The sequence below is a fragment of the Caballeronia sp. LZ024 genome (assembly GCF_031451455.1).
GTDB classification, from domain to species: domain Bacteria; phylum Pseudomonadota; class Gammaproteobacteria; order Burkholderiales; family Burkholderiaceae; genus Caballeronia; species Caballeronia telluris.
In genome coordinates this window covers 10,968-33,463 of sequence record NZ_JARUXL010000001.1, presented here as the reverse complement: position 1 = coordinate 33,463, position 22,496 = coordinate 10,968, and the positions used below count along the sequence as shown (strand labels likewise).

Annotated in this window: 17 protein-coding genes and 1 tRNA gene; 11 read left to right on the top strand and 7 right to left on the bottom strand. The window is 64.0% G+C overall.

The genetic code is table 11. From position 1 onward, the window contains the following. Positions 1-288: 288 nt before the first annotated feature. Positions 289-1,308, top strand: coding sequence for a D-2-hydroxyacid dehydrogenase family protein (locus QCE48_RS00135; protein WP_309786799.1), 1,020 nt, complete (start codon positions 289-291; stop codon positions 1,306-1,308). 3 nt (positions 1,309-1,311) lie between these two features. Here the strand turns inward: QCE48_RS00135 and QCE48_RS00130 are convergent, their stop codons facing one another. The 3 genes from QCE48_RS00130 to QCE48_RS00120 are packed head-to-tail and all read right to left on the bottom strand — an operon-like array spanning position 1,312 to position 3,091. Then, positions 1,312-1,788, bottom strand: a complete 477-nt coding sequence (locus QCE48_RS00130; protein ID WP_309786800.1) for an OsmC family protein — start codon at positions 1,786-1,788, stop codon at positions 1,312-1,314. Positions 1,789-1,799: 11 nt separating this feature from the next. After that, positions 1,800-2,666, bottom strand: a complete 867-nt coding sequence (locus QCE48_RS00125; RefSeq protein ID WP_309786801.1) for a patatin-like phospholipase family protein — start codon at positions 2,664-2,666, stop codon at positions 1,800-1,802. Between the two features lie 20 nt (positions 2,667-2,686). Then, the gene (locus QCE48_RS00120) at positions 2,687-3,091 is read right to left on the bottom strand and encodes a PaaI family thioesterase (RefSeq protein WP_309786803.1); all 405 of its coding nucleotides are present in this window, start codon (positions 3,089-3,091) and stop codon (positions 2,687-2,689) included. Between the two features lie 206 nt (positions 3,092-3,297). Here QCE48_RS00120 and QCE48_RS00115 point away from each other — a divergent pair. Next, positions 3,298-3,373, top strand: a tRNA-Lys gene (locus QCE48_RS00115). Between the two features lie 112 nt (positions 3,374-3,485). On the opposite strand, the gene QCE48_RS00110 is transcribed toward QCE48_RS00115, so the two are convergent. Then, positions 3,486-5,543: a bifunctional diguanylate cyclase/phosphodiesterase gene (locus QCE48_RS00110; RefSeq protein ID WP_309786806.1), complete on the bottom strand. Its 2,058-nt coding sequence runs from the start codon at positions 5,541-5,543 to the stop codon at positions 3,486-3,488. Positions 5,544-5,708: 165 nt separating this feature from the next. Here QCE48_RS00110 and QCE48_RS00105 point away from each other — a divergent pair, with 165 nt between their 5' ends. Continuing rightward, complete coding sequence (locus tag QCE48_RS00105) at positions 5,709-6,641, top strand: 2-hydroxyacid dehydrogenase (RefSeq protein ID WP_309786807.1); 933 nt, start codon at positions 5,709-5,711, stop codon at positions 6,639-6,641. 158 nt (positions 6,642-6,799) lie between these two features. Next, the gene (locus QCE48_RS00100; protein ID WP_309788312.1) at positions 6,800-8,161 is read left to right on the top strand and encodes an MFS transporter; all 1,362 of its coding nucleotides are present in this window, start codon (positions 6,800-6,802) and stop codon (positions 8,159-8,161) included. Here QCE48_RS00100 and QCE48_RS00095 read toward each other — a convergent pair. Beyond that, complete coding sequence (locus tag QCE48_RS00095) at positions 8,118-9,893, bottom strand: tetratricopeptide repeat protein (RefSeq protein WP_309794046.1); 1,776 nt, start codon at positions 9,891-9,893, stop codon at positions 8,118-8,120. The two genes, QCE48_RS00100 and QCE48_RS00095, sit on opposite strands and share 44 nt — an antisense overlap. Positions 9,894-9,997: 104 nt before the next feature. Further along, positions 9,998-11,380, bottom strand: a complete 1,383-nt coding sequence (dbpA, locus tag QCE48_RS00090; protein WP_309786809.1) for an ATP-dependent RNA helicase DbpA — start codon at positions 11,378-11,380, stop codon at positions 9,998-10,000. 492 nt (positions 11,381-11,872) lie between these two features. On the opposite strand from dbpA, the gene QCE48_RS00085 reads away from it, so the two are divergent. From QCE48_RS00085 to QCE48_RS00075, 3 genes are all read left to right on the top strand, one after another. Beyond that, positions 11,873-12,751, top strand: coding sequence for an AraC family transcriptional regulator (locus tag QCE48_RS00085; protein WP_309786810.1), 879 nt, complete (start codon positions 11,873-11,875; stop codon positions 12,749-12,751). 67 nt (positions 12,752-12,818) lie between these two features. Further along, entirely contained in the window at positions 12,819-14,042 is a 1,224-nt protein-coding gene (gene sbcD, locus QCE48_RS00080) for an exonuclease subunit SbcD (protein ID WP_309786812.1), read from the top strand. Next, the gene (locus QCE48_RS00075) at positions 14,039-17,476 is read left to right on the top strand and encodes an AAA family ATPase (RefSeq protein WP_309786814.1); all 3,438 of its coding nucleotides are present in this window, start codon (positions 14,039-14,041) and stop codon (positions 17,474-17,476) included. Before sbcD ends, QCE48_RS00075 begins: the two co-directional genes overlap by 4 nt. Positions 17,477-17,483: 7 nt before the next feature. On the opposite strand, the gene QCE48_RS00070 is transcribed toward QCE48_RS00075, so the two are convergent. Next, positions 17,484-17,789, bottom strand: a complete 306-nt coding sequence (locus QCE48_RS00070) for a hypothetical protein (protein ID WP_309786816.1) — start codon at positions 17,787-17,789, stop codon at positions 17,484-17,486. Between the two features lie 727 nt (positions 17,790-18,516). Between QCE48_RS00070 and QCE48_RS00065 the strand changes: the two genes are divergently transcribed. The 4 genes from QCE48_RS00065 to QCE48_RS00050 all read left to right on the top strand — a co-directional run bounded on the left by QCE48_RS00065 (position 18,517) and on the right by QCE48_RS00050 (position 22,479). Beyond that, complete coding sequence (locus QCE48_RS00065) at positions 18,517-18,960, top strand: hypothetical protein (RefSeq protein WP_309786818.1); 444 nt, start codon at positions 18,517-18,519, stop codon at positions 18,958-18,960. Positions 18,961-19,115: 155 nt separating this feature from the next. Beyond that, positions 19,116-20,681, top strand: coding sequence for a recombinase family protein (locus QCE48_RS00060; RefSeq protein WP_309786820.1), 1,566 nt, complete (start codon positions 19,116-19,118; stop codon positions 20,679-20,681). Next, a complete protein-coding gene (locus tag QCE48_RS00055; RefSeq protein WP_309786821.1) occupies positions 20,678-21,580 on the top strand; it encodes a plasmid partitioning protein RepB C-terminal domain-containing protein in 903 nt (300 codons plus the stop codon). The genes QCE48_RS00060 and QCE48_RS00055 overlap by 4 nt, the downstream gene beginning before the upstream one ends. Then, entirely contained in the window at positions 21,577-22,479 is a 903-nt protein-coding gene (locus QCE48_RS00050) for a plasmid partitioning protein RepB C-terminal domain-containing protein (RefSeq protein ID WP_309786823.1), read from the top strand. Before QCE48_RS00055 ends, QCE48_RS00050 begins: the two co-directional genes overlap by 4 nt. The last annotated feature ends 17 nt before the right edge of the window (positions 22,480-22,496 follow it).

Below are 22,496 nucleotides of genomic sequence, written 5' to 3'. Positions count from 1 at the left end.
GTCGGCACGGAACAAACTGTTAAAAAGAGATACTAAGTAGCCTTGCCTCCTCGCAGATTTCCGGCTTTGCCCGGCATTTTTATCTAGTCGGACGGCGTTTCGACGCGTCCGTTCACTGTCCAAAAAATGGAGTTCAAGCATAGCACTCGACAGCTTGAATCTCTTGACGCGGTGCAATAAACGGCAAATCACCGATTTTCTCGGTATTTACCCGAAGTTGGCTCCTCTATTTTCTTCCACAGATCGCTTGCAGCACGTTTGATGCCCAACAAAAGCCAATCGACTCCCATGAAAATCGCCATCCTCGACGACTATCAGGACGCGGTCCGCAAGCTGGATTGCTTTCATCTGCTCGACGACCACGAGGTCAAGGTCTTCAATAACACGGTACGCGGTCTCGGACAGTTGGCTAGCAGACTGTCGGAAGTCGATGCGCTCGTCCTGATCCGCGAACGCACGCGGATCAGCTCCCAGTTGCTCGACAAGCTGCCGCGCCTGCGCATGATCAGTCAGACGGGCAAGGCGGGCGGCGGCCATATCGACATCGACGCGTGTACGGAGCGCGGCATCGCGGTGCTCGAAGGCACCGGCTCGCCGATCGCGCCAGCCGAACTGACGTGGGCGCTGATCATGGCGGCGCAGCGGCGCATTCCGCAGTACGTCGCGAACCTGAAACAGGGCGCGTGGCAGCAGTCCGGGCTGAAGACGTCCGCGCTACCGCCGAACTTCGGTCTCGGACAAGTGCTGCGCGGTCAGACGCTCGGCATCTGGGGCTACGGGAAGATCGGCCGGCTGGTGGCGGGATATGGCAAGGCGTTCGGCATGAACGTGCTGATCCACGGGCGCGAGCATTCGCTCGAACTCGCGCGCGAGCACGGCTACGACATTGCGGAGAATCGCGAGGCGCTGTTCGAACAGAGCGACGTGCTGACGCTGCATCTGCGTCTGCACGACGACACGCGCGGCATCGTCACGCAGCAGGATCTGCTGCGCATGAAGCCGACGGCGCTCTTCGTCAACACGAGCCGCGCCGAACTGCTCGAGGAAAACGCGCTGCTGAATGCGCTGCACCACAACCGCCCGGGCATGGTCGCCATCGACGTGTACGAAAGCGAGCCGATCCTGCAAGGATACGGATTGCTGCGCATGGAGAACGTGATCTGCACGCCGCACATCGGCTATGTGGAGCACGAGAGCTACGAGCTCTATTTCAGCGCGGCGTTCAAGAACATCCTCGCGTTCGATGCCGGCGACACGGCGAGCGTGTCGAACCCGGATGCGCTCGTCGGCGGACGCCGGCGGGCGTAAGCGCTAGAGTGTCGACACGTCCGTCGACGGCTCGCAGCGCACCGGGAAATTCACCGAGTTCGCGATGAAACAAAAGCGGTGCGCATCGTCGTGCAGCCGCTTCGCGAGTTCGATATCCCCGCCCGCGCCGATCGTCACGCGCGGGCGCAGCAGAACGTCGGTGAAACGCCCGTCCCCTTTCGTGCTTTCTTCCATCGTGCCGAGCGCATCGTCGACGTAACCCGTCACGACGATCCCGTTCGTCGCGCACAGATGCAGATACCAGAGCATGTGGCACGACGACAGCGACGCGACGAACAGCTCCTCCGGATTGTGCCGCGCGGGATCGCCGCGAAACGACGGGTCGCTCGACGCCTCGATCGCCGCCTTGCCGGCGACGCGCACGAGATGGTCGCGCGAATAGGCGTCGTAGCGCGACGTGCCCGAGCCCTGGTCGCCCGTCCAGGCGACTTCCACCGTGTAACGATGCTTCTTCGACATGTCCGGCTCCTTCAGCGGTGCGCGGCTGCGCCCATGAGTTGAGGAACGCGCGCGAGGAACTGCTCGCCGTCGGCGCGGCCGAGGTCATAAGCATGCTGCATCTGCGACGGACTCGTGTAGTCCCAGCTCGAAATCGGCACCTTGCGCGACGGCTGCACATAGACGCGCTGCTGCTCGCCGTGCGGGACGACGAACGTCTGTGGACGCGGATACAGACGCGTCACCATCACGAGCACCATGCCGGGCGAAAGATCGAGCGCGCCGACGGGCACGTTGTCGACCATGCCGCCGTCGAGCACCGGACGCCCGTTGCGCCGGAGCACCGGCGTGAACGGCGGCGTGCTCGACGATTGCAGGATCAGGTCGGCGAGATCGTCGACGCTCGCGCATTCCTGCGCCGTCACGAATTCGGGATGGAAGCCGAGCGTCTGACCGAGCGTCGGATGCAGCGTCTTGCGGACGTACTTTTCGATGTTGTACGCAATGAGACCGGCCGCGACCGCACTGCGCGCGCCCAGCCAGCGAGGCAGATGCGACACGCCGATGCGGATCTCGGGCGCGGATTGCAGCGACGGGAACTGATCGCGGAAGATGTCGAGCAGCGCCTGACGGTAAATCCGGTAGTGCGGAAACACGGACTGACCGCGCAGCGCGTTGCCCCAGTAGGCGTTCTTCTTGTTGTCGCGCAGGGCGTGCGCGTAGTAGTCCATCACCCATTGCGCGTGGTTCGTGTAGAGCATGCAGGCTGTCGCGGCGCCCGCCGAGATGCCCGTGATGACGCGCGGACGCAGGTTCAGTTCCGGCTGCACGACGTCCCAGAATCCGGCTTGCCACCAGCAGCGGTTGCCGCCGCCCGCGAAGACGACTTGATCGAACATATGGTTTGGTGAAGTTGCGGTTAGCCGAGGAGCGCGTAGGTCGTGGTGGCGTGCGCGGCGAGTTCGCCTTCGGCGTCGCGCAGTTCTATCTCGCCGAATACCAGGTTGCGGCCCCGGCGCAGGACCTTCGCCGTGACGAGCACGTCGCCGGTTTTCACCGGGCGCAGGAAGCTCGTGTTGAGCGAGACGGTGGTCATTGGTTTGAAGCCGCCCAGAACGTGGGAAATGGCGACGACCATCGCCGTGTCGGCGGCGGCCATGAAGACCTGCCCGCAGATGACGCCGCCCGCGTGGCGCAGGGTGTCGGAGAACGGCAGGCGCAGGATGACGGAATCGGCGCTGATGGCCGCAGGCGACAGCGACAGGTCGCGCACCCAGGGCGCGAGAATGCTGTCGAGAAGATCGCGGATGGCGGTTTCGTCCATGGTGTGCAGGGCCTCGTCTGGGCGCGAAGTTGTGCTGGAAGTGAATCGAACGACGGTTCGATTGTGTCTGCCATCATACCGGCTGAGGCATTTTTGAGACTCACCGACGGGCACCGACCCGGCCAAGGCGAGAGTTCGAGCAATTTTTGTCGCCGGGGGCTTGCGGCGTTACGAAAAGTGTCGCTATAATTCGGATTCAGTTTTTCGGGGCGTTAGCTCAGTTGGTAGAGCAGCGGACTCTTAATCCGTAGGTCGAGTGTTCGAGTCACTCACGCCCCACCAGGAATTCCCGAACAAAAAGCCCGGTCACTTGACCGGGCTTTTTGCATTTCCAGTGTCCTGCCAAAACGCGCGCGGCAGCCGGTCATCGCGCCGCCCGTCGCCTCTCGAAAACCTACGCCGCACCCCAAACCACTTCCCCCGCCGGCGCCGGCCGCCCGAGCAAATATCCCTGCAACGAATCGCATCCCAGCTTCGTCAGCAGATCCCGCTGCGCCCCGGTCTCCACCCCTTCCGCGACGATGTCCAGATTCATCGTCTGCCCGAGCGCGATGATCGCCGACACGATCGCCGCATCCTCCCCATCCTGCGCCAACTCGCTCACGAATCCGCGGTCGATCTTCAACTCGCTCGCCGGCAGCCGCTTCAGATAAAGCAAACTCGAATACCCGGTCCCGAAATCGTCGATGGAAATCCGCACGCCGAGCGAGCGCAGCCGATGCAGGATATGCAGGCTGGCATCGACATCCTGCATCGCGGTCGATTCGGTGATCTCCAGCGTGAGCGCCGCGCCGTCGATCCGATGCCGCGCGAGCGCCGCCTCCACGGCCGGCACCAGCCGGCTGTTGTTGAACTGCAGCGCCGAAATATTCACCGCCACCGTCAGCGTCTCTTGTCCCGAGCGACGCCAGATCGACACCTGCCGGCAGGCCTCGTCGATCACCCATTCGCCGATCTGCACGATCAGCCCGGTCCGCTCCGCGAGCGGAATGAAGCAATCCGGCGACAGCATGCCGCGCGTCGGATGGTTCCAGCGCAACAGCGCCTCGACGCCCGTCACCGGCCCGCTCGGCGCCTGGAATTTCGGCTGGTAGTACAGCACCAGTTGTTCGCGCTTCTGCGCGAGCCGCAAATCCTGCAGCAAATTCAGGTGATCTTCGCTGTTCGCGTTCATCGACCCTTCGAAGAAGCACGCCTGACTGCGCCCGAGCGACTTCGCGTGATACATCGCGACATCGGCGTTCTTCAGCAGTTCGTGCTCGTCGGCGCCGTTGCCCGGATAGATCGCGATGCCGATGCTCACCGACACCCGCAAGTCATGCCCCGACACCAGAAACGGCTCGCCGATCGCGGCGACGAGCTTGTCGGCGATCGTCGCGGCATCGCCCGGCTCGCGCACGGACGCGACCAGCACGAATTCGTCGCCGCCCACGCGCGCGCTCGTGTCCTGCGCGCGCACGCTCGCGCGCAGGCGCTCGGCGGCCTGCACGAGCAGCATGTCGCCGACCTGGTGGCCGAACGTGTCGTTGATCGCCTTGAAGCCGTCGAGATCGAGGAACATCACCGCGAAGCGCCCTTTCTCGGCGTTGGCGTGATCGATCGCCTGCTTCAGGCGGTCTTCCAGCAACAGCCGGTTCGGCAGCTTCGTGAGGTTGTCGTGCAGCACGAGGTACGACAGTTCCTGGTTGGCTTCGGCAAGCGACGTCGACAAAGCGGCGGTGCGGATTTCCAGCCGCATGTCGAGCACGGAGGTGATCAGCGCGACGGCCAGCACGGCAATCGTGACGACGATGATCGGGAGCGCGAGCGAGTCGCTCGTGAGTCCGCCGTTCGACGCGCCGCAGACCGAGCCGAGCGGAAACTGCGCGGCGGCCATGCCGGTGTAATGCATCGCGACGATCGCGACGCCCATCACGAGCGCGGCGCCCATGCGGTAGCTGCGCACGCGCGCGCTGTGGCTGCGCAACTGGAACGCGATCCAGAGCGCCGCACCGCCCGCGGCGACGGCGATCGCGACCGACGCGCCGACGATCAACGGCCTGTAGACGATGCCCGGCTCCATCCGCATGGCGCCCATGCCCGTGTAGTGCATCGCCGCGATGCCGCCGCCCAGCAGCAGCGCGCCCGTCAGAAGGCGCCGCAGCGGCAGTTCCGGCCGGCTGCCCAGCCAGAGCGCGAAGGTCGAAAAAGCAATCGCGATGAGGAGCGACAAAAGCGTCAGGCCGATGTCGTAGCCGAGCGAGATCGGCAGGTCGAACGCGAGCATGCCGATGAAGTGCATCGACCAGACGCCGACGCCGAGCGCGAGCGCGCCGCCGCCGAGCCACCAGCGCGCCGCGACGCGCCGCGCGCTGCTGATGCGGCCGACCAGGTCGAGCGCCGTGTAGGACGCGAGCACGGCGACCAAAAAAGAAAACAGCACCAGTAGACTGTTGTAACTCCCGACCAGCATCTTGAGGTCCTCTCCGAACAACGCGCGTATCGACGGCCAAAACGCCGGTCGCGTCTTCGTTTAACGTCTGAAGAGCTCGCATTCTGAAGGGTCGGGCCGCCGGATTCGAATGTTTCTTCGCCGATTTTTCACTGTCTGGTTAACGTCCACCACTCGCCGAGCCTTATGCCGCCTACTCTTCTCGTTCTGATCCCGCTCGTGGTCGAAAACCGCGCTTCCATTTCCGCCGCGTTCGACCTCGTCGATGCGTCCGATCCGGCCTCGCGCGATCACGCGATCGCCACCCACGGCGAGCGGATTCGCGCGGTGCTGACCAACGGCACGACTGGCATCGCCGCGAGCGACATCGAGCGTCTGCCGAACCTGGAGCTGATCGGCGCGCTCGGCGCGGGCTACGAGAACATCGCGCGCGACGCGGCGAAGGCGCGCGGCATCGTCGTCGTGAACGGCGCGGGGACCAACGACAGTTGCGTCGCGGATCACGCCTTCGCCTTGCTGCTGGCCGCCGTGCGCGCGATCCCCGTGCTCGATCGCGCGTGCCGCGACGGCATCTGGCGCGAGCAGTTGCCGATGCAGCCGAACTTTTCGGGCAAGCGGCTCGGCGTCGTCGGACTCGGCGCTATCGGACGCAAAGTGGCGCGGCGCGCGTCGGGCTTCGAACTGGAGATCGGCTATCACAACCGCCGCCCGCAACCGGACGTGCCCTACGCGTACTTCGATTCGCTGATGGCGCTCGCGGGCTGGGCCGATTACCTCGTCGTGACGACGCCCGGCGGCGCGGCGACGCAGCATCTCATCGACGCCGACGTGCTCGAAGCGCTCGGGCCGCAGGGCTATCTGGTGAACGTGTCGCGCGGCAGCGTCGTCGATACGGCAGCGCTCGCCGATGCGCTCGCGCACGGCGCGATCGCGGGCGCGGGCCTCGACGTGTACGAAGGCGAGCCCGCGCCGCCCGCGCGGCTGACGGGTTCGGCGCGCGTCGTGCTGACGCCGCACGTGGGCGGCCGCTCGCCGGAAGCGCTGGCGGCATCGGCGGCGCTGTTCGTCGAAAACGCGACGCGCCACTTCGCCGGCCAGCCCGTGCTGACACCTGTTTGAAAGCTTGCGCGGCGCCTGTCTGCGCAAATCCGCGCGTTCCCGTATCGTGTCGGACTCAATGACCGCTTAAACCGGCGTTGTCCGTCCAATCCGATTCGCTCAAGACCGTGCCGACCGAGAACACTTTCAAGAATCCGCCGCGCGACCCCGACGCGCCGATGACCCCGCTCGAACGCCGCGGCATGGCGGCGCTTTGCCTGGGCGTGGCGCTCGCCACGCTCGACACCGCCATCGCCAACACGGCGCTGCCCGCCATCGGCCACGACCTGCACGCGACGCCCGCCGCCTCCGTCTGGATCATCAACGCCTACCAGCTCGCGATGGTCGCGACTCTGCTGCCGTTCGCGGCGCTCGGCGGCATCGTCGGACAGCGGCGGCTCTATCTCGGCGGCCTGATCGTCTTCACGGTGGCGTCCGCCGTCTGCGCGCTGTCGTGGTCGCTGCCGACGCTCGTCGCAGCTCGTCTGCTTCAGGGACTCGGCGCGAGCGCGATCATGAGCGTCAACACCGCGCTCATCAGCGCGATCTTTCCGCCGCACCGGCTGGGACGCGGCGTCGGGCTGAACGCGCTCGTCGTCGGGATGGCGTTCGCGGTCGGACCGACGGTCGCCTCGATCGTGCTCTCGCTCGGCACCTGGCCGTGGCTCTTCGCGGTGAATCTGCCGGTCGGCGTGCTCGCGCTTTGCATCGCGTGGCCGTCGCTGCCGCAGACGCCGCGCGCCGCGCACGGCTTCGACCGCGTCGCGGCGGCGCTGAACGTAATCACCTTCGCGGCGCTGATCTTCGCGCTCGGCGAAGGGGCGCAGCGCGCGTCGCTGCAAGTCGTGCTGATCGCGCTCGCGGCGGCGCTCGTCGCGGGCGGCCTCCTGCTTCGACGCGAGCGCGGCCATCCCGCGCCGATGCTCCCCGTCGATCTTTTCAAGCGCCCGATGTTCGCGCTCTCGACGATGACCGCCGTGTGCTCGTTCGCCGCGCAAGGGCTGGCGTTCGTGTCGCTGCCGTTCTACTTCGAGAGCGTGCTCGGGCGCACGCAAGTGGAGACGGGATTCCTGATGACGCCGTGGTCGGTGCTGGTCGCGCTGATGGCGCCGATCGCCGGGCGGCTGTCGGACCGTTATCCGCCGGGACTGCTCGGCGGCATCGGACTCGCGATCATGTGCGGCGGCATGATTTCGCTCGCAATGCTGCCCGCCGATCCGCACGCGTTCGAAATCGGTATCCGGATGGCGATCTGCGGCGCGGGCTTCGGCTTTTTTCAGTCGCCGAACCTGAAGGCGTTCATGGCGAGCGCGCCGCGTGAGCGCGCGAGCGGCGCCTCCGGCGTCGTGGCGACGGCGCGTCTGCTCGGCCAGGCGACCGGCGCGGCGCTCGTCGCGCTGTGCTTCGGGATTGCGAGAAAGCACGGGCCGGGACTCGCGCTGTCGCTCGGCGCGGCGTTCGCCGGGGCGGCGAGCGTCGCGAGCGGGCTGAGACTCATCACGCGCGATTCGGGCGTGCGGACGCTGGAACTGAAGGAATAAGGGCACCGCGAACCGAGTCGACGACCGGCGCCCAGTCGCCGAGCGTCGTCTGCTTGTAAAGACGCATCGTCGGGTACCAGGGGCTGTCGTCGCGATCGAGCATCCAGCGCCAGTCGTAGTTCGCCGGCAAGAGCACCCACACCGGCTTGCCGAGCGCGCCCGCGAGATGCGCGACCGACGTGTCGACCGTGATGACGAGATCCAGTTGTTCGACGAACGCGGCGGTATCGGCGAAATCGTCGACGTGGTCCGTCAGGTCGAAGGGCTTGAGCGCCGAGCCTTCGAGTTGCGCGCGCGCCGCGCCCTTTTGCAGCGAAAACCATGCGATGTCCGGCACGCCGGCGAGTGCGTCGAGCGCGGCGAGCGGCATCGAACGGAAGCGGTCGTTCGCGAAGGTCGGGCTGCCCGCCCACACGATGCCCACGCGCCGATGCGTGCCCGCGCGTTCCGCGACGCGCCGCGGCCATTCGCCGATGCGCGCGGCGCTCACGTGCAGGTACGGAATCTCTGCCGGCACGCCCGGCTCGATGCTCGCCACGCGATACGGCGCGCTCATCATCGGCGTCCAGAAATCGTAGCCGTGCTGCGGCTTGTCGACGAGTACGCGATTGACGCCGCGCACGCCGCTCACCAGTTCCGCGATGTTGCGCGGCACGAGCACATCGACGGTCGCGCCCATGCGTTCGAGCACGGCCGCGTAGCGCACGAACTGGAGCTGATCGCCGTGGCCCTGCTCGCCGATCAGCAGCAGCTTGCGGCCCGCAATCGGCTCGCCCTTCCACTCGACGATGCCCGGCACCTCGATCGGTGCGTACTTGCTCGCCTGCCAGCGCTTTTCGTAGAACGCCCAGCCTTCGGCGAATTCGCCGCGCCGCAAATGCAAGAGCGCGAGATTGTGGTGCGCGTCCGCGTGATCGGGGTCGAGCGTGAGCGCGTGGCGGTAGTACGTCTCTTCGTCGTGAAAGCGCCCGCGCGCGCCGAGCGTCGCGCCCACGCAGACGTGGATCTGCGGGTCGTCGCGCAAGGTCAGCGCGTGGCGATACTGCGCTTCGGCTTCGACGAAACGGCCGCGCCGGCCGAGCGTCGTCCCGAGATTCACGCGCGACTCGAAATGACCCGGCGCGAGTTCGACTGCGCGTTGCAGGCTCTGGATTGCATCGTCGAGATGGCCGAGTTCGCGCAGCGCATTGCCCGCGCCGAAATGCGCGCTCGGATTGGCCGGATCGCGGGCGAGCGCTTCGCGATAGACGGCGAGCGCCTCTTCGTGACGCCCCAGCTTGGCGAGCGTTGCGCCGAGGTTCGTGCGGGCGTCGATGAAACCGGGTTGCAGGGAGATTGCCCGGCGATAGGCATCGAGTGCTTCGCCGCCGCGGCCGGCGAGTTGCAACGCGACGCCGAGATTATTCGCCGCATTCGCGAACGACGGATCGATCGAGAGCGCGCGCTCGTGGCAATCGACGGCGAACCGCGCGTCGCCGAGCGCGGCGGCGACCAGCCCGCGATTGCTCCAGCACGCCGCGAAACCGGGCGACAATTCGAGCGAGCGATCGAGCAGGCGGCCCGCGCTTTCGTACTGTCCGCGCTGATGCAGCAGCACGCCGAGATAATGCAGCGCTTCCACATGCCCGGGATGCGCTTCGATGATGCCGCGGTAGCCCGCTTCGGCGTGGTCGAGGCGACCGGCGTGATGATGGTCGAGCGCGATGTTGAGCGGTGTGAGGGTGTCGGGCATGGCGGACGATCGGCGAGTGAGAACCGGTCGATGCTATTCGAGACCCTCGTCGCAGACTATTGGAATCGTCCGATCAACGATGCGCTTTCGCCGTATCAGCCGCGTCAAATGCGCCGCACCTTCACTTTCTTGCCCTTTACCTTGCCCGCGCCGAGCTTGCGCAGGGCTTCGTCGGCGATGCTGCGCTCGACTGCGACGTAAGTGACCATGTCGGCCACGTTGATCTTGCCGATCTGCGCGCCCGTGAAGCCCGCCTCGCCGGTCAGCGCGCCGAGCACGTCGCCGGGACGGATCTTGTCCTTGCGGCCGCCGAGAATCTGCAGCGTCGCCATCGGCGGCTTCAGATGGCCGGGCGTCGCGGAGGTCAGCTCGGCAAGCGGATGCCACTCGACTTCCTTGCCCAGCGCCTGCTCGATGCTGCCGACGCGCCCCATCTCGTCCATGCTCGCGAGCGTGAGCGCCCAGCCCTCCTCGTCGGCGCGGCCCGTGCGGCCGATGCGGTGCACGTGAATCTCGGGATCGGGCGTCACGTCGACGTTGATCACCGCTTCGAGTTGCGCGATATCGAGCCCGCGCGCGGCGACGTCGGTCGCAACCAGCACCGAGCAACTGCGATTCGCGAACTGCACGAGCACCTGATCGCGCTCGCGCTGCTCCAGTTCGCCGTGCAGCGCGAGCGCCTCGAAGCCCTGCGCGCGCAGCACGTCGAGCAGATCGCGGCATTGCTGCTTCGTGTTGCAGAACGCGATCGTGCTGACCGGCCGGTAATGGTCGAGCAGGAGACCCACGGCGTGCAGGCGCTCGTTGTCGTCCACTTCGTAGAAGCGCTGTTTGATCTTCGCGTTCGTGTGCTGCTCGGTGAGCTTGATTTCCTTCGGCTTTTTCAGGAACTGCTGGCTCAGTTTCGCGATGCCTTCCGGATACGTCGCGGAGAAGAGCAGCGTCTGCCGCTCCTTCGGACACTGGCGCGCGACCGACGCGATATCGTCGAAGAAGCCCATGTCGAGCATGCGGTCGGCTTCGTCGAGTACGAGGGTTCGCAGCGCGTCGAGCGCGAGCGTGCCGCGTTCCAGATGATCCAGAATGCGGCCCGGCGTGCCCACCGCGATGTGCGCGCCGTGTTCGAGACTCGCGATCTGCGGCCGCATCGGCGTGCCGCCGCAGAGCGTCAGGATCTTGATGTTGTCTTCCGCGCGCGCGAGGCGGCGGATTTCCTGCGTGACCTGATCGGCGAGTTCGCGCGTCGGGCACAGCACGAGCGCCTGAAGACGGAAGTCGCGCGGATCGAGCTTCGCGAGCAACGGCAAAGCGAAGGCAGCGGTCTTGCCGCTGCCCGTCTTCGCCTGCGCGATCAGATCGTGTCCGCCGAGCGCGGCCGGCAGGCTCGCGGCCTGGATCGGCGTCATCGTCAGGTAGCCGAGTTGTTGCAGGTTCGCCTGCATCGCGGGCGACAGCGGGAGGCTCGTGAAAGCGGTATCGGTCGTCATGGCGTTATCGGCTGCGCTTCGGGGGCGTGCTCTTGCGGGCGGTCCTTGGGGCGGTCTTTGGGGCGGTCCTCGGGGCGGTCCTCGGGGCGCTCTTCGGCGTACTTCTTTCCGGCTTCGGGGTTTCGCTCTTTACCGGCGCCGGGTCTTGCTGCTCATAGTTGACGGCGCCGTCCGCTGCTTCGTGGCGGACGACGTGGTTGCGCGCACCGCACTGCGGGCAGCGGAACAGAAGCCCCTGGCCCTCGTTATGAATGTCGACGTCCGACACTTCCCAATTGGCGCCGCATGGCTGGTTTCGACAGGTAAACATGATCTTTTCGGATAGGAGATGAGCGCGCTTGGCCGGCAGGCGCGCTGAATTTTGCAGGTTCGATGCCGAAGTGTACGCGTGTGTGGAAAACCGGCGGCGCAAACGGCATTCAGCAAGTCCGCAAGATTTGCTAAATGCGGGCGTGCTACCGTTGTTTCATCGCATCCGAACCAGGAACGACGATGACCGACACCCCCAATCCGCGCCTGTACGAAATGCGGCTCTCGCGCGTGATCGACTACATCCACGATCATCTCGACGACGATCTCGACCTCAATCGCCTCGCTGAGATCGCGTGCCTTTCGCCGTATCACTGGCACCGGATCTATCACGCGTTCTACGGCGAGACCGCCGCGGCGACAGTTCGGCGGCTGCGGCTGCACCGCGCGGCCAACGAACTCGTGCGCGGCTCGGCGCCGATCGACGCCATCGCGCAGCGCGCGGGCTACAGCGGCGCGCAGTCGTTTTCGCGGGCGTTTCAGGCGAGCTACCGCATGCCGCCCGCGCAGTTTCGCAACGAGGGCGGCGCGGCGCAATGGCGTCCGCTTTCGCCCGATTCAACGCAACCGGGAGATGAGATCATGAATCGCGTGGATATCCGCCAGCACGAAGGGTTTACGGTCGCCGCCGCCGATCATCGCGGCCCGTACATGAACATCGGCCAGGCGTTCGAAACCGTGTCGCACTGGCTGACAAGGGCGAATGTCCCCTATCGCGACGCGCGCTGGCTCGGCATCTATTTCGACGATCCAAGCGCGACGCCCGAAAGCGAGTTGCGCTCGCAAGCATGCGTCGAGATCGCGCGGCCGGACGAGGTTCCGTTTGCGGCGCCCGTATCGCGCGTCGATGTGAAGGGCGGCGAGTTCGCAGTGCTCACGCATGTCGGCCCTTATGCGCAATTGTGCTTCGCGTATCAGTGGCTCTACGGCGAGTGGCTGCCGCAATCCGGACGCGAAACCGCCGATGCGCCGGTCCACGAGGTCTATCTCAACGACCCGCGCGACACGCCGCCCACCGAGCTCGTCACTGAGATATGGCTGCCGGTCAGGCCGTCTGTGTGAGGCGCGCGCGCCGCGCCATCGGCTAAACTTGCGGCAACGATCCACCGCTGCAACCCACCCTTCGCCGATGCGCATCCTGCACACTTCAGACTGGCATCTCGGCCAGTATTTCCTCGGGCATTCCAGACAGACGGAACATCAGAGGCTGATCGACTGGCTCGTCGGACAGACGCGCGCACATCGCGTCGACGCGGTCCTGATCGCCGGCGACATCTTCGATACCGGCGCGCCGCCGAGCTACGCGCGCGAGCTCTACAACCGGCTGATCCTCGCACTGCGCGACGCGGGCGTGGGGCTCACCGTGCTCGCCGGCAATCACGACTCGGTGGCGATGCTGCAGGAGTCGCGCGAGTTGCTCGCGTTGCTGAACACGTTCGTGATTCCGTCGGTGCAGGACGATCCGAACCAGCAGGTGCAAGTGCTGAAATCGCTCGACGGCACGCCCGGCGCGATCGTCTGCGCGATTCCGTTCATTCGTCCGCGCGACGTGCTGCTGAGCGTCGCGGGACAAACCGCGCGTGACAAGGAGGCGTCGCTGCAAGACGCCATCCATGCGCACTATCAGGCGATCTTCGCGCTCGCCCAGCAAAAGCGCGCGGAACTCGGCCTGCGTCTGCCGATCATCGCGACGGGCCATCTGACGACAGTCGGCGCGAGTGCGAGCGAGTCGGTGCGGGAAATCTACGTCGGCTCGCTCGAAGCGTTTCCGACCGCCGCGTTTCCCGCCGCCGACTACATCGCGCTCGGGCACATTCATCGGCCGCAGAAGGTCGGCGGGTTCGAGCACATTCGCTATAGCGGATCGCCGATCGCGCTCAGCTTCGACGAAGCGCGCCAGCAAAAGCAGATGCTGCTGGTCGATGTTTCGATGCAAGGACTCGAAGCCGTCACGCCGATCGACGTGCCCTGCTTCCAGCCGATGCACGCGGTGAAGGGATCGCTGAAGGAACTCGCCGCATCGATCCGCGATGCCGCCGAAAGCGCGACGGAAGGCACGACCGTGTGGCTCGAAGTGGTCGTCTGCGCGGACGACTACCTGAGCGATCTGCAGACGCGCATCGAAGACATCACGCGCGGACTGCCCGTCGAAGTGCTGCGCATCCGGCGCGAACGTTCGGCGCAGCAGAACGCCTTGCAGGCGCAGGCCAGAGAGACGCTCAACGAACTCACGCCTGACGACGTGTTTGCGCGCCGCCTTCAGTCCGAAACGCTCGAGGACGATCTGCGCGCGCAACTGACGTCGATGTATCGCGAAGTCGTCGCGGGCATCGGCGAGGCGGATGCGTCATGAGAATTCTGTCGCTGCGATTGCGCAACCTGAACTCGCTCAAGGGCGACTGGAAAATCGACTTCAGCCAGCCGCCGTTCAAGGACAACGGACTCTTCGCGATCACCGGTCCGACGGGCGCCGGCAAGACCACGCTTCTCGACGCCATCTGCCTCGCGCTCTATCACCGCACGCCGCGCATGGAAGCGGTGTCCGCGAGCACCAATGAACTGATGACGCGGCATACGTTCGAGTGTCTCGCGGAAGTCGAATTCGACGTGAAGGGCAAGGGCTATCGCGCGTTCTGGAGCCAGCGCCGCGCACGCGACAAGGCGAGCGGCAATCTCCAGCCGCCGAAGGTCGAACTCGCGCGCCTCGACGGCACCATCGTCACCGAGAAGATCAACGACAAGCTGAAGCTCGTCGAAGAGATCACGGGTCTCGACTTCAAGCGCTTCACGAAGTCGATGATGCTCGCGCAAGGCGGCTTCGCGGCGTTTCTCGAAGCAAGGGCCAACGAGCGCGCCGAACTGCTCGAAGAACTGACGGGCACGGATATTTACGGGCTGATTTCGCAGAACGTGTTTCAGCGGATGCGCGACGAAGAGAACGCGCTCGGCAAGCTGCAGGCACGCGTGGACGGCGTGCAGTTGCTCGATGCGGCGCAGCTCGACGCGCTGAAGCAGGAAGAAGCGGCACTCGATGACCGCTCGCGCGTGCTCGGCACCGAACAGCGTTCGACGCAGGCGATGTTGCAATGGCGCAAGGACATATCGACGGCGGAGGCGCAGGTGCGGCAAGCCGGCATCGACGAACAAAGCGCGCTTCAAATGATCGCCGACGCCCGGCACGATCTCGACCGGCTCGCTGCCAGCGAACCGGCCGAGAAGCTGCGCTTAGACCATCGCGCGATGCTCGATGCGCGGCGCACGCTCGATGAAACGTCGAAGCGTCTCGCGGATGCGAAGGCGGAACGCGAGCGCGCATCGCTCGATGCGGCGCGTAGCGCGCGCCTCGCGCTGCATCTGAGAAGGCAGATTGCTGGTGAGCGACGCGCGTCGCTGGACGAATTGATCGCTGAAGCGCGGCGCGTGCAGGAAACCCTCGAACGGCATGCGCATCGAAGCAGGCTTGGCGAACACATCGCGACATGGCGCTCGGAATTCGAAGCGCGTCAGCATGTGCTCAACGACATCGACGCGACGCGCAAGAGCCAGCGCGGTTTCGCCGAAGCGGTCGCGAAGCATGCGAACGATATCGATGCGCAACACGGCGTCGTGAATCAGGCGACGGTCACGTTGCAAGCGGCTCAGACTGCGGAGTCCGACGAGCGCGGCCGTCTTGCGCAAGCGCTCGGCGGGCACGACGAGGCCGCGCTCAAGACGCGATTCCAGACGCTTCAACAGCAGCAGACCGTGCTGAACCGTCTGCGTCAACTGGCCGACACGCGCGACGAAGGTGCACGGCAGCAGCGCACCGACATCGCCGATCTGGCGACGCAGCAAGCGTCGCTCGCCGCCCGACAAGACGAGATCAAGCGCATCGACGACGAATGCCGCGCGTTGAACGAGCAGATTGCCGACAAACGCAAACTGCTCGAACAGGAGAAGGTGATCCTGCAGCTCGCCGATCATCGCGCTGCGTTGCGCGAGGGCGAAGCCTGTCCGCTGTGTGGTTCGAATGCGCATCCGGCGATCGTCGAATATCAGGCGCTCGAAGCATCCACGACCGAGCGCGATCTCGAAGCGAAGCAAGTCGCGCTTCAGAAAGCGACCGACCGGCGGCAAGCCTCGGCCTCCGCCGCGGCGGTTGCGACGGCGGCAATCGGGCAACTGGAGATGCGCATCGATCGTTGGGCGCAGAGCGAAGCCGTGTATGCGCAAGACTGGAGCGCGTGTTGCGCGCAAATCGGTGTCGAGTTGAGCGATCGCGGCGCGCTCGACCGGCACATCGAGCAGCACAGCGCGACGCTGGCCGAAACGCAACGGACGCTCGCGCACATCGACGCGTTGAATCTGCGCATCGCGCGTTGCGCGGATGCGCGGCACCTGGCCGAGAAGGCATCGGAGCGAAGCAAGCACGATCTCGCGCTCATCATCGAGAAGCGCGCCGCGTGTGAGAAGTCGCTTGACGAAGCGAACGAACGGATCGCGTCGCAGCAGGTTTCGACCGAACACACGTTGCGCGCGCTGCAATCGGCGATCGTCGAGGCGGGACATGTCCCGCCTGACGAGTCGTCGGATTGGCGCGACTGGCTCGCGCAACGCAACGACGAATGGCGCGCTTGGCAGGCATCCAAGCAACGAAGCGACGCGGTGTCGCATCAGACGAAGGCCGCGCGCGCGAGCGCCGACGCGGCGGCGCAGGAAGAAGCGGCATGGTCCGCCCGTTGGCTCGGATACGAAGCGGCCGATATGAAACTCGCACCGGAGACGCTCGCTGAGTCGGCCGACGCACAGGCCGACTTCGACAAGGCCGCGTCGCATCACCACTCGGCGCGCGATCGCGCCAACGCGCTCGACGGTGCCGAGACGACACTCACGCATCGCCTGACGGACGACACGGCGACGGCGCAAAAGACCGCGGCTTCGTGGGGAGCGGCGCTCCTGACGAGCCCTTTCGATGACGAGAACGCCTTCGTCCAGGCATTGCTCTCGCATGAAGAGCGCGAACGTCTGCAAGCGTGCAAGGCGTCGCTCGACAAGCGGCTCACTGAAGCGCGCACGTTGCAACGATCCGCCGAGGCGCGACGCGCGGAACTCGTCGCCGAGCCGAAGACGGATCAATCCGCCGACGCCTTGCAACAGCAATTGACCGGGCTGGATGAATCGCTTCGCACGTTGAATCAGCGACACGGCGAAATCCGCGCCACGCTGAAGCGAGACGCGCAGCAGCGTTTGAATCAGCAGTCGCTATTCGCGGAGATCGAAAAGCAGCGAACACAGCACGATCTGTGGCAGCGCCTGAGCGGCTTGATCGGCTCGTCCGATGGCGCGAAGTATCGCAAGTTCGCGCAGGGGCTCACCCTCGATCATCTCGTCTATCTCGCCAACCGGCAGCTCTCGCACCTGCACGGGCGTTATCTGCTGAACCGCAAGCCGGGCGGCGATCTGGAGATGGAAGTCGTCGATACGTGGCAGGGCGATGTCGCGCGCGACACGCGCACGCTCTCGGGCGGCGAGAGTTTTCTCGTGAGTCTCGCGCTCGCGCTGGCGCTCTCGGATCTCGTGAGCCACAAGACGTCGATCGATTCGCTTTTTCTCGACGAGGGCTTCGGCACGCTCGACGGCGAGACGCTGGAAATCGCGCTCAACGCGCTGGATTCGCTCAACGCGACCGGCAAGACCATCGGCGTGATCAGTCACGTGGAGGCGCTCAAGGAACGCATTCCGTTGCAGATCCGGGTGGCGAAGAGCGTGGGCATCGGTTTTTCTACCGTCGAGGTGACGACGGGTTGACGCTTTCTCACGGCGCAACGCGAACCTGGATGCGGCCTGCCTGAATGGCGTCGATGATGAAGAACGGCATGTCGAGGCGCCATTCGTTTCCGCGCACGATGGCCGTGTAGTCGAAGCGCGCGTTGCCTTGCGGATCGCAGAAGAGCAGACGCTGCGGCGAACCGTCCGGCAGCGCGCTCGCGCCGACGATCCCGCGATGGCTCGCGTTGCTGCCGACGTAGTTTTCCCCTCGGCCATGAAAAAAGCCAACTGATCGGAGATCAGTTGGCTTTCCTAGGAACTGCGGTGGGTCGGGGTCAAAGAGCGACGGCACTCCTGTAGACGGTCTCATATCCCGAGAAACTAGCCCTCGCCAGATAAGGCGCTCCAGCCAGTGCGAACGCATAACGTGAGAAAAGCGGACGCATAAGCCGGGAAATTCAAACCAGGGCCACGTCAAATGCAGGTGTGCTCGAAGCCCGGAAACGAGCTCTCCCGTCAGCGGACGGCGGTCGCGCACGCGCGCGTTTTTTCGAAAAACTGCGCTTGAAGTAAGGAAATTCTAGCGATTTTCGCGGGGGATGGGAATCTGCTGGATGCGCACGGATGTCCCTTCTCCATCCCTTGCCAAGCCAGTGATTTCGCTGGCGGGTCGAGACGGCCGCATGCGCCCGTCGAGCCGCGACCGAGAGGGCCCCATGAAATCGACCCGCCTCTGCCTTGCTCGCGGCAACGCGTTCGCGCCGCAGCCGCAAATTGCCCGCCGGTATTACTAGCGTAGCCGCAGCATGCGGCGATTGCGCGGTGCGCGTTCTGACTTCCGCGCCAATTGGGTCACATCTACCCGGCGCTTCGGTATGTGCGCGGATTCGTGCTGACCAATGACTTTGGGCGGACCGAAACATGTGCGATTCCAAGCATCGACGGCCGTGACTTGTCCGAAAAGTGTGTGATTCGCCCGCAAGTCTGTCCGAAAAATGTATGTCTCTAACACACCAGAGTCCGCCGTGACAGGTCGGAACCTCTGCGTGCGCCCGTCGCCACCTGACCTGGAGGGGCCCATGAAATCGACCCGCTTTTGCCTTGCCTGTGGCAACGCGTTTGCGCCGCTGCCGCAGGTCCCCCGTCAACGATATTGCTCCTTGGAGGCTTGTCAGCGCGCCCGGCGACGCGACTGGCAGAGCAACCGGCTCCGTAACGACAGTGACTATCGCGACAACCAGGCTCGCGCCCAGGCGAAATGGCGCGCGGACCACTCGCGCTACTGGCGTGAATATCGGGGTGCGCATCCGGCGTATTGCGAGCGCAACCGCAGTATGCAGCGATTGCGCAATGCGCGGCGGGCCTCCAGCGCAATTGCAAATATGGACGTCATCAAGCTTCCCCGGCCGCTGGACTCTGGCTTCTACCTGCTGTCTCGCGCGGCTGACGCCAGCGTTGCAAAAATGGACGCGTGGACCGTTCACATCGCCGTGCTGTCTACGCCGACTGCGCCGCCGACGTGATTGCAAATAGATGACTTGATACGCATCGGTTTCGAGCCTGCTACCTTTGCCTTGTCGCCGTTCGCTTTCGACCGCGACCATTCGATGGTTCGCATCGGGCGTTCACTTGCGTCCGATGCGTGCGGCCTGTCCGTGTTTGAGTTGCGGGGTGGAGCATGTCATTCAATAGCTCGGATGCGCCGGTCGACGCCAGTTCTTCTGCCGGGCGCGCAGCGGAAGATGTACGCATGTCGACCGAACATCAGCAGTATTCCACCGAGAATCAGCGCGACCGGATTCGAGACTACGCTGCCCGTCGCGGATTCCAAATTGTCCGTACGTATGCTGATGAGGGTAAGAGCGGGTTACGGATTGACGGCCGGCAGGCGCTTCAAAATCTCATCTCTGATGTCGTCAATGGCAATGCTGACTTTTGCGTCATCCTCGTTTACGACGTGAGTCGATGGGGGCGATTCCAGGATGCTGACGAGAGCGCGTACTACGAGTACATCTGCCGCCGCGCCGGCATCCAGGTCGCGTACTGCGCCGAGCAGTTTGAGAACGACGGCTCACCGGTCTCGACTATCGTCAAAGGCGTGAAGCGGGCCATGGCTGGCGAATACAGCCGGGAGCTGTCGGCTAAGGTGTTCGCAGGCCAGTGCCGCTTGATTGAAATGGGGTTCCGCCAAGGAGGGCCGGCAGGCTATGGATTGCGGCGCGTGTTAGTCGATGACCATGGCCTCATGAAAGCAGAATTGCACCGCGGCGAACATAAAAGCCTCCAGACGGACCGGGTGATTCTCATGCCGGGGCCGGAAAGCGAGGTACGAACGGTCAACCTGATTTACGACTGGTTTATCGATGAGTCGCTCGACGAATACGAAATCGCCGCGCGTCTGAACGGAATGCGCGTTCGGACTGACCTCGACCGGGAATGGACACGAGCCACGGTACGCGAGGTGTTGACCAACGAGAAATACATCGGCAATAACGTGTACAACCGTGTGTCGTTCAAGCTGAAGAAGATGCGTGTGACCAACACACCTGATATGTGGATTCGAAAAGAAGGTGCGTTTCAGGCAATTGTTCCGAGCGAGACGTTCTACACGGCTCAAGGCATCATGAGAGCCCGGGCGCGTCGCTATTCAAACGAGGAATTAATCGAGCGGCTGCGCGGCCTGTATCGAAGTCGAGGATTTCTTTCTGGTGTCGTGATTGATGAAACCGATGGCATGCCATCCACATCGGTCTACGTGTACCGTTTTGGCAGTCTGATTCGCGCGTATCAGACCGTTGGTTTTACACCCGGCCGGGATTACCGTTACATCGAAACCAACCGCTTCCTGCGGCAACTCCATCCGCAAATCGTCTCACAAACCGAAACGAAAATCGCGGATTTGGGTGGCACAGTGATACGCGACCCCGCAACCGACCTGCTGACGGTCAACGAGGAGTTCACAGCCTGCATCGTACTCGCCCGTTGTCAGGCACATGACAATGGTCGCAATCACTGGAAGGTGCGCTTCGATACCAGTCTTCTGCCGGACATCACGGTTGCCGTGCGCCTCGACCAGGCCAACGAATCGACGCTGGACTACTACCTGTTGCCACATCTGGATTTTTGCCAGCCTCGCATTCATCTGGCGGACCAGAATCCCATCGAGTTTGAGAGCTATCGCTTCGATACACTGGATTACTTGTATGGCATGGCCGAACGCGCCCGTCTCAGGAGGGTAGCGTGAATTCGCGGCAGCAGCCCGGAGAAATCCGGATGGTCCCCGTCGCCCAGATTGAAGTTATCAATCCGCGAGAACGGAATGGTCGGGTTTTCAAAGAAATCGTCGATAACATCAAGACTATTGGCCTAAAAAAGCCCATCGTGGTGACGCCGCGAGCGACGACCAGCGGCATAGAGAAATATCTTCTTGTGTGCGGCGAAGGCCGATTGGAGGCATTCCGCTCGCTTGGAGAGGCGACCATCCCCGCGCTCGTTGTCAGCGTCAGCGACGAGGACGCGTTCGTCATGAGTCTGACTGAAAACATCGCGCGCAGGCAGTGTCGCCCTCTCGAACGGCTCGCTGGCATTCGGCAATTGCAGGAACAGGGATATGCGCCAAAGGTCATCGCCGAAAAGACAGGGCTCACCGCGACCTACGTTCACGGCATCCTCACGCTGCTGCATCAGGGTGAAGAAAGACTTGTTGTTGCGGTGGAGAAAGGCCTCGTTCCCCTGAATGCCGCCCTCATCATTGTCGGAGCCGGCGACGACGATACGCAGGTACAGGCCGCGCTCCAGGAGGCGTACGAATCGGGAAAATTGCGGGGCAAGCAACTGATGACCGCCCGTCGTGTCATTGAGCGAAGAAAGGCACTCGGACGAAGCACCGCACACAATATGACCAGCAAGTCTGCCGCGGTCACGACATCTAGCCTCGTGCGAACGTACGAGCGAGAAGTAGAACGTCAGAAATCCATGGTCAGAAAGGCCGAATTCGCACAACAGCGGTTGTTGTTTGTCGTCGGTGCATTGAGGCAGCTGTTTTCTGATGAGAACTTCATCAACCTCTTACGCGCGGAGGGACTGGCCAGCCTGCCGAAGTACCTTGCCGAGCGGGTTTGGCCAAGCGGGAGTGCCACATGACTGGAGTCACCCTCGGATTCATTCCAGAGCCGCTATCGGTGCCGGTCTGCAGCATCTTGCCATCGCGCAGAATACCTGCGCCCGTGGTCGAATCACGCAAATACAAACAGATAAGAACCTCAATCGAGGAGGTGGGCCTCATTGAACCGCTTTCTGTAATGGCCGCGGACCAGTCTTCCGGGCAACATGTTCTTCTGGATGGCCATCTGCGCTTACTCGCCATCCAGGACCTGAAGCATGAGCGTGCCGCCTGCCTTGTTGCGACCGACGACGAAAGCTACACCTATAACAACCGTGTCAATCGCCTGTCGACAATCCAGGAGCACTACATGATACGGCGCGTAATTGAGAGAGGCGTATCGCCCGAGCGGTTGGCGAAAGCTCTTTCCGTCGACGTATCCCAAATCATGAAGAAGATGTCGCTCCTCGATGGCGTGTGCCCGGAAGCGGCTGAACTTCTCGGCGACCGGCAGTTTTCGGCGGAACTTGTTCGCGCTATCCGCAAAATGAAGCCGACGCGGCAAGTTGAATGCGTCGAGCTGATGGTCGCCGCGAACAATGTGTCCGTTGCCTACGCCGAGGCATTGCTGGTTGCTACGCCAGCAGCGCTTCTGGTGGAGGGTAAGAAGCCACAAAAACTGACCGGTGTCAGTCCGGAGCAGATGGCGAAAATGGAGCGGGAAATGAGCAATCTCCAAGGTCAATACAAGTTGGTCGAGCAGAACTACGGCCAGGATGTGCTCAACCTGGTGCTCGCCAAAGGGTATCTCGCCAAGCTCCTCGAAAACGAATCTGCACGTCAGTACGTTGCCCAGCACCATCCGGATTTAATGGTGGAATTCGAGTCCATCATTGCGGCCATTTCTCTCGACCAGCAGCAATTCAGCGCGGCCCTCTAGCCGAACTCTGAACCGCG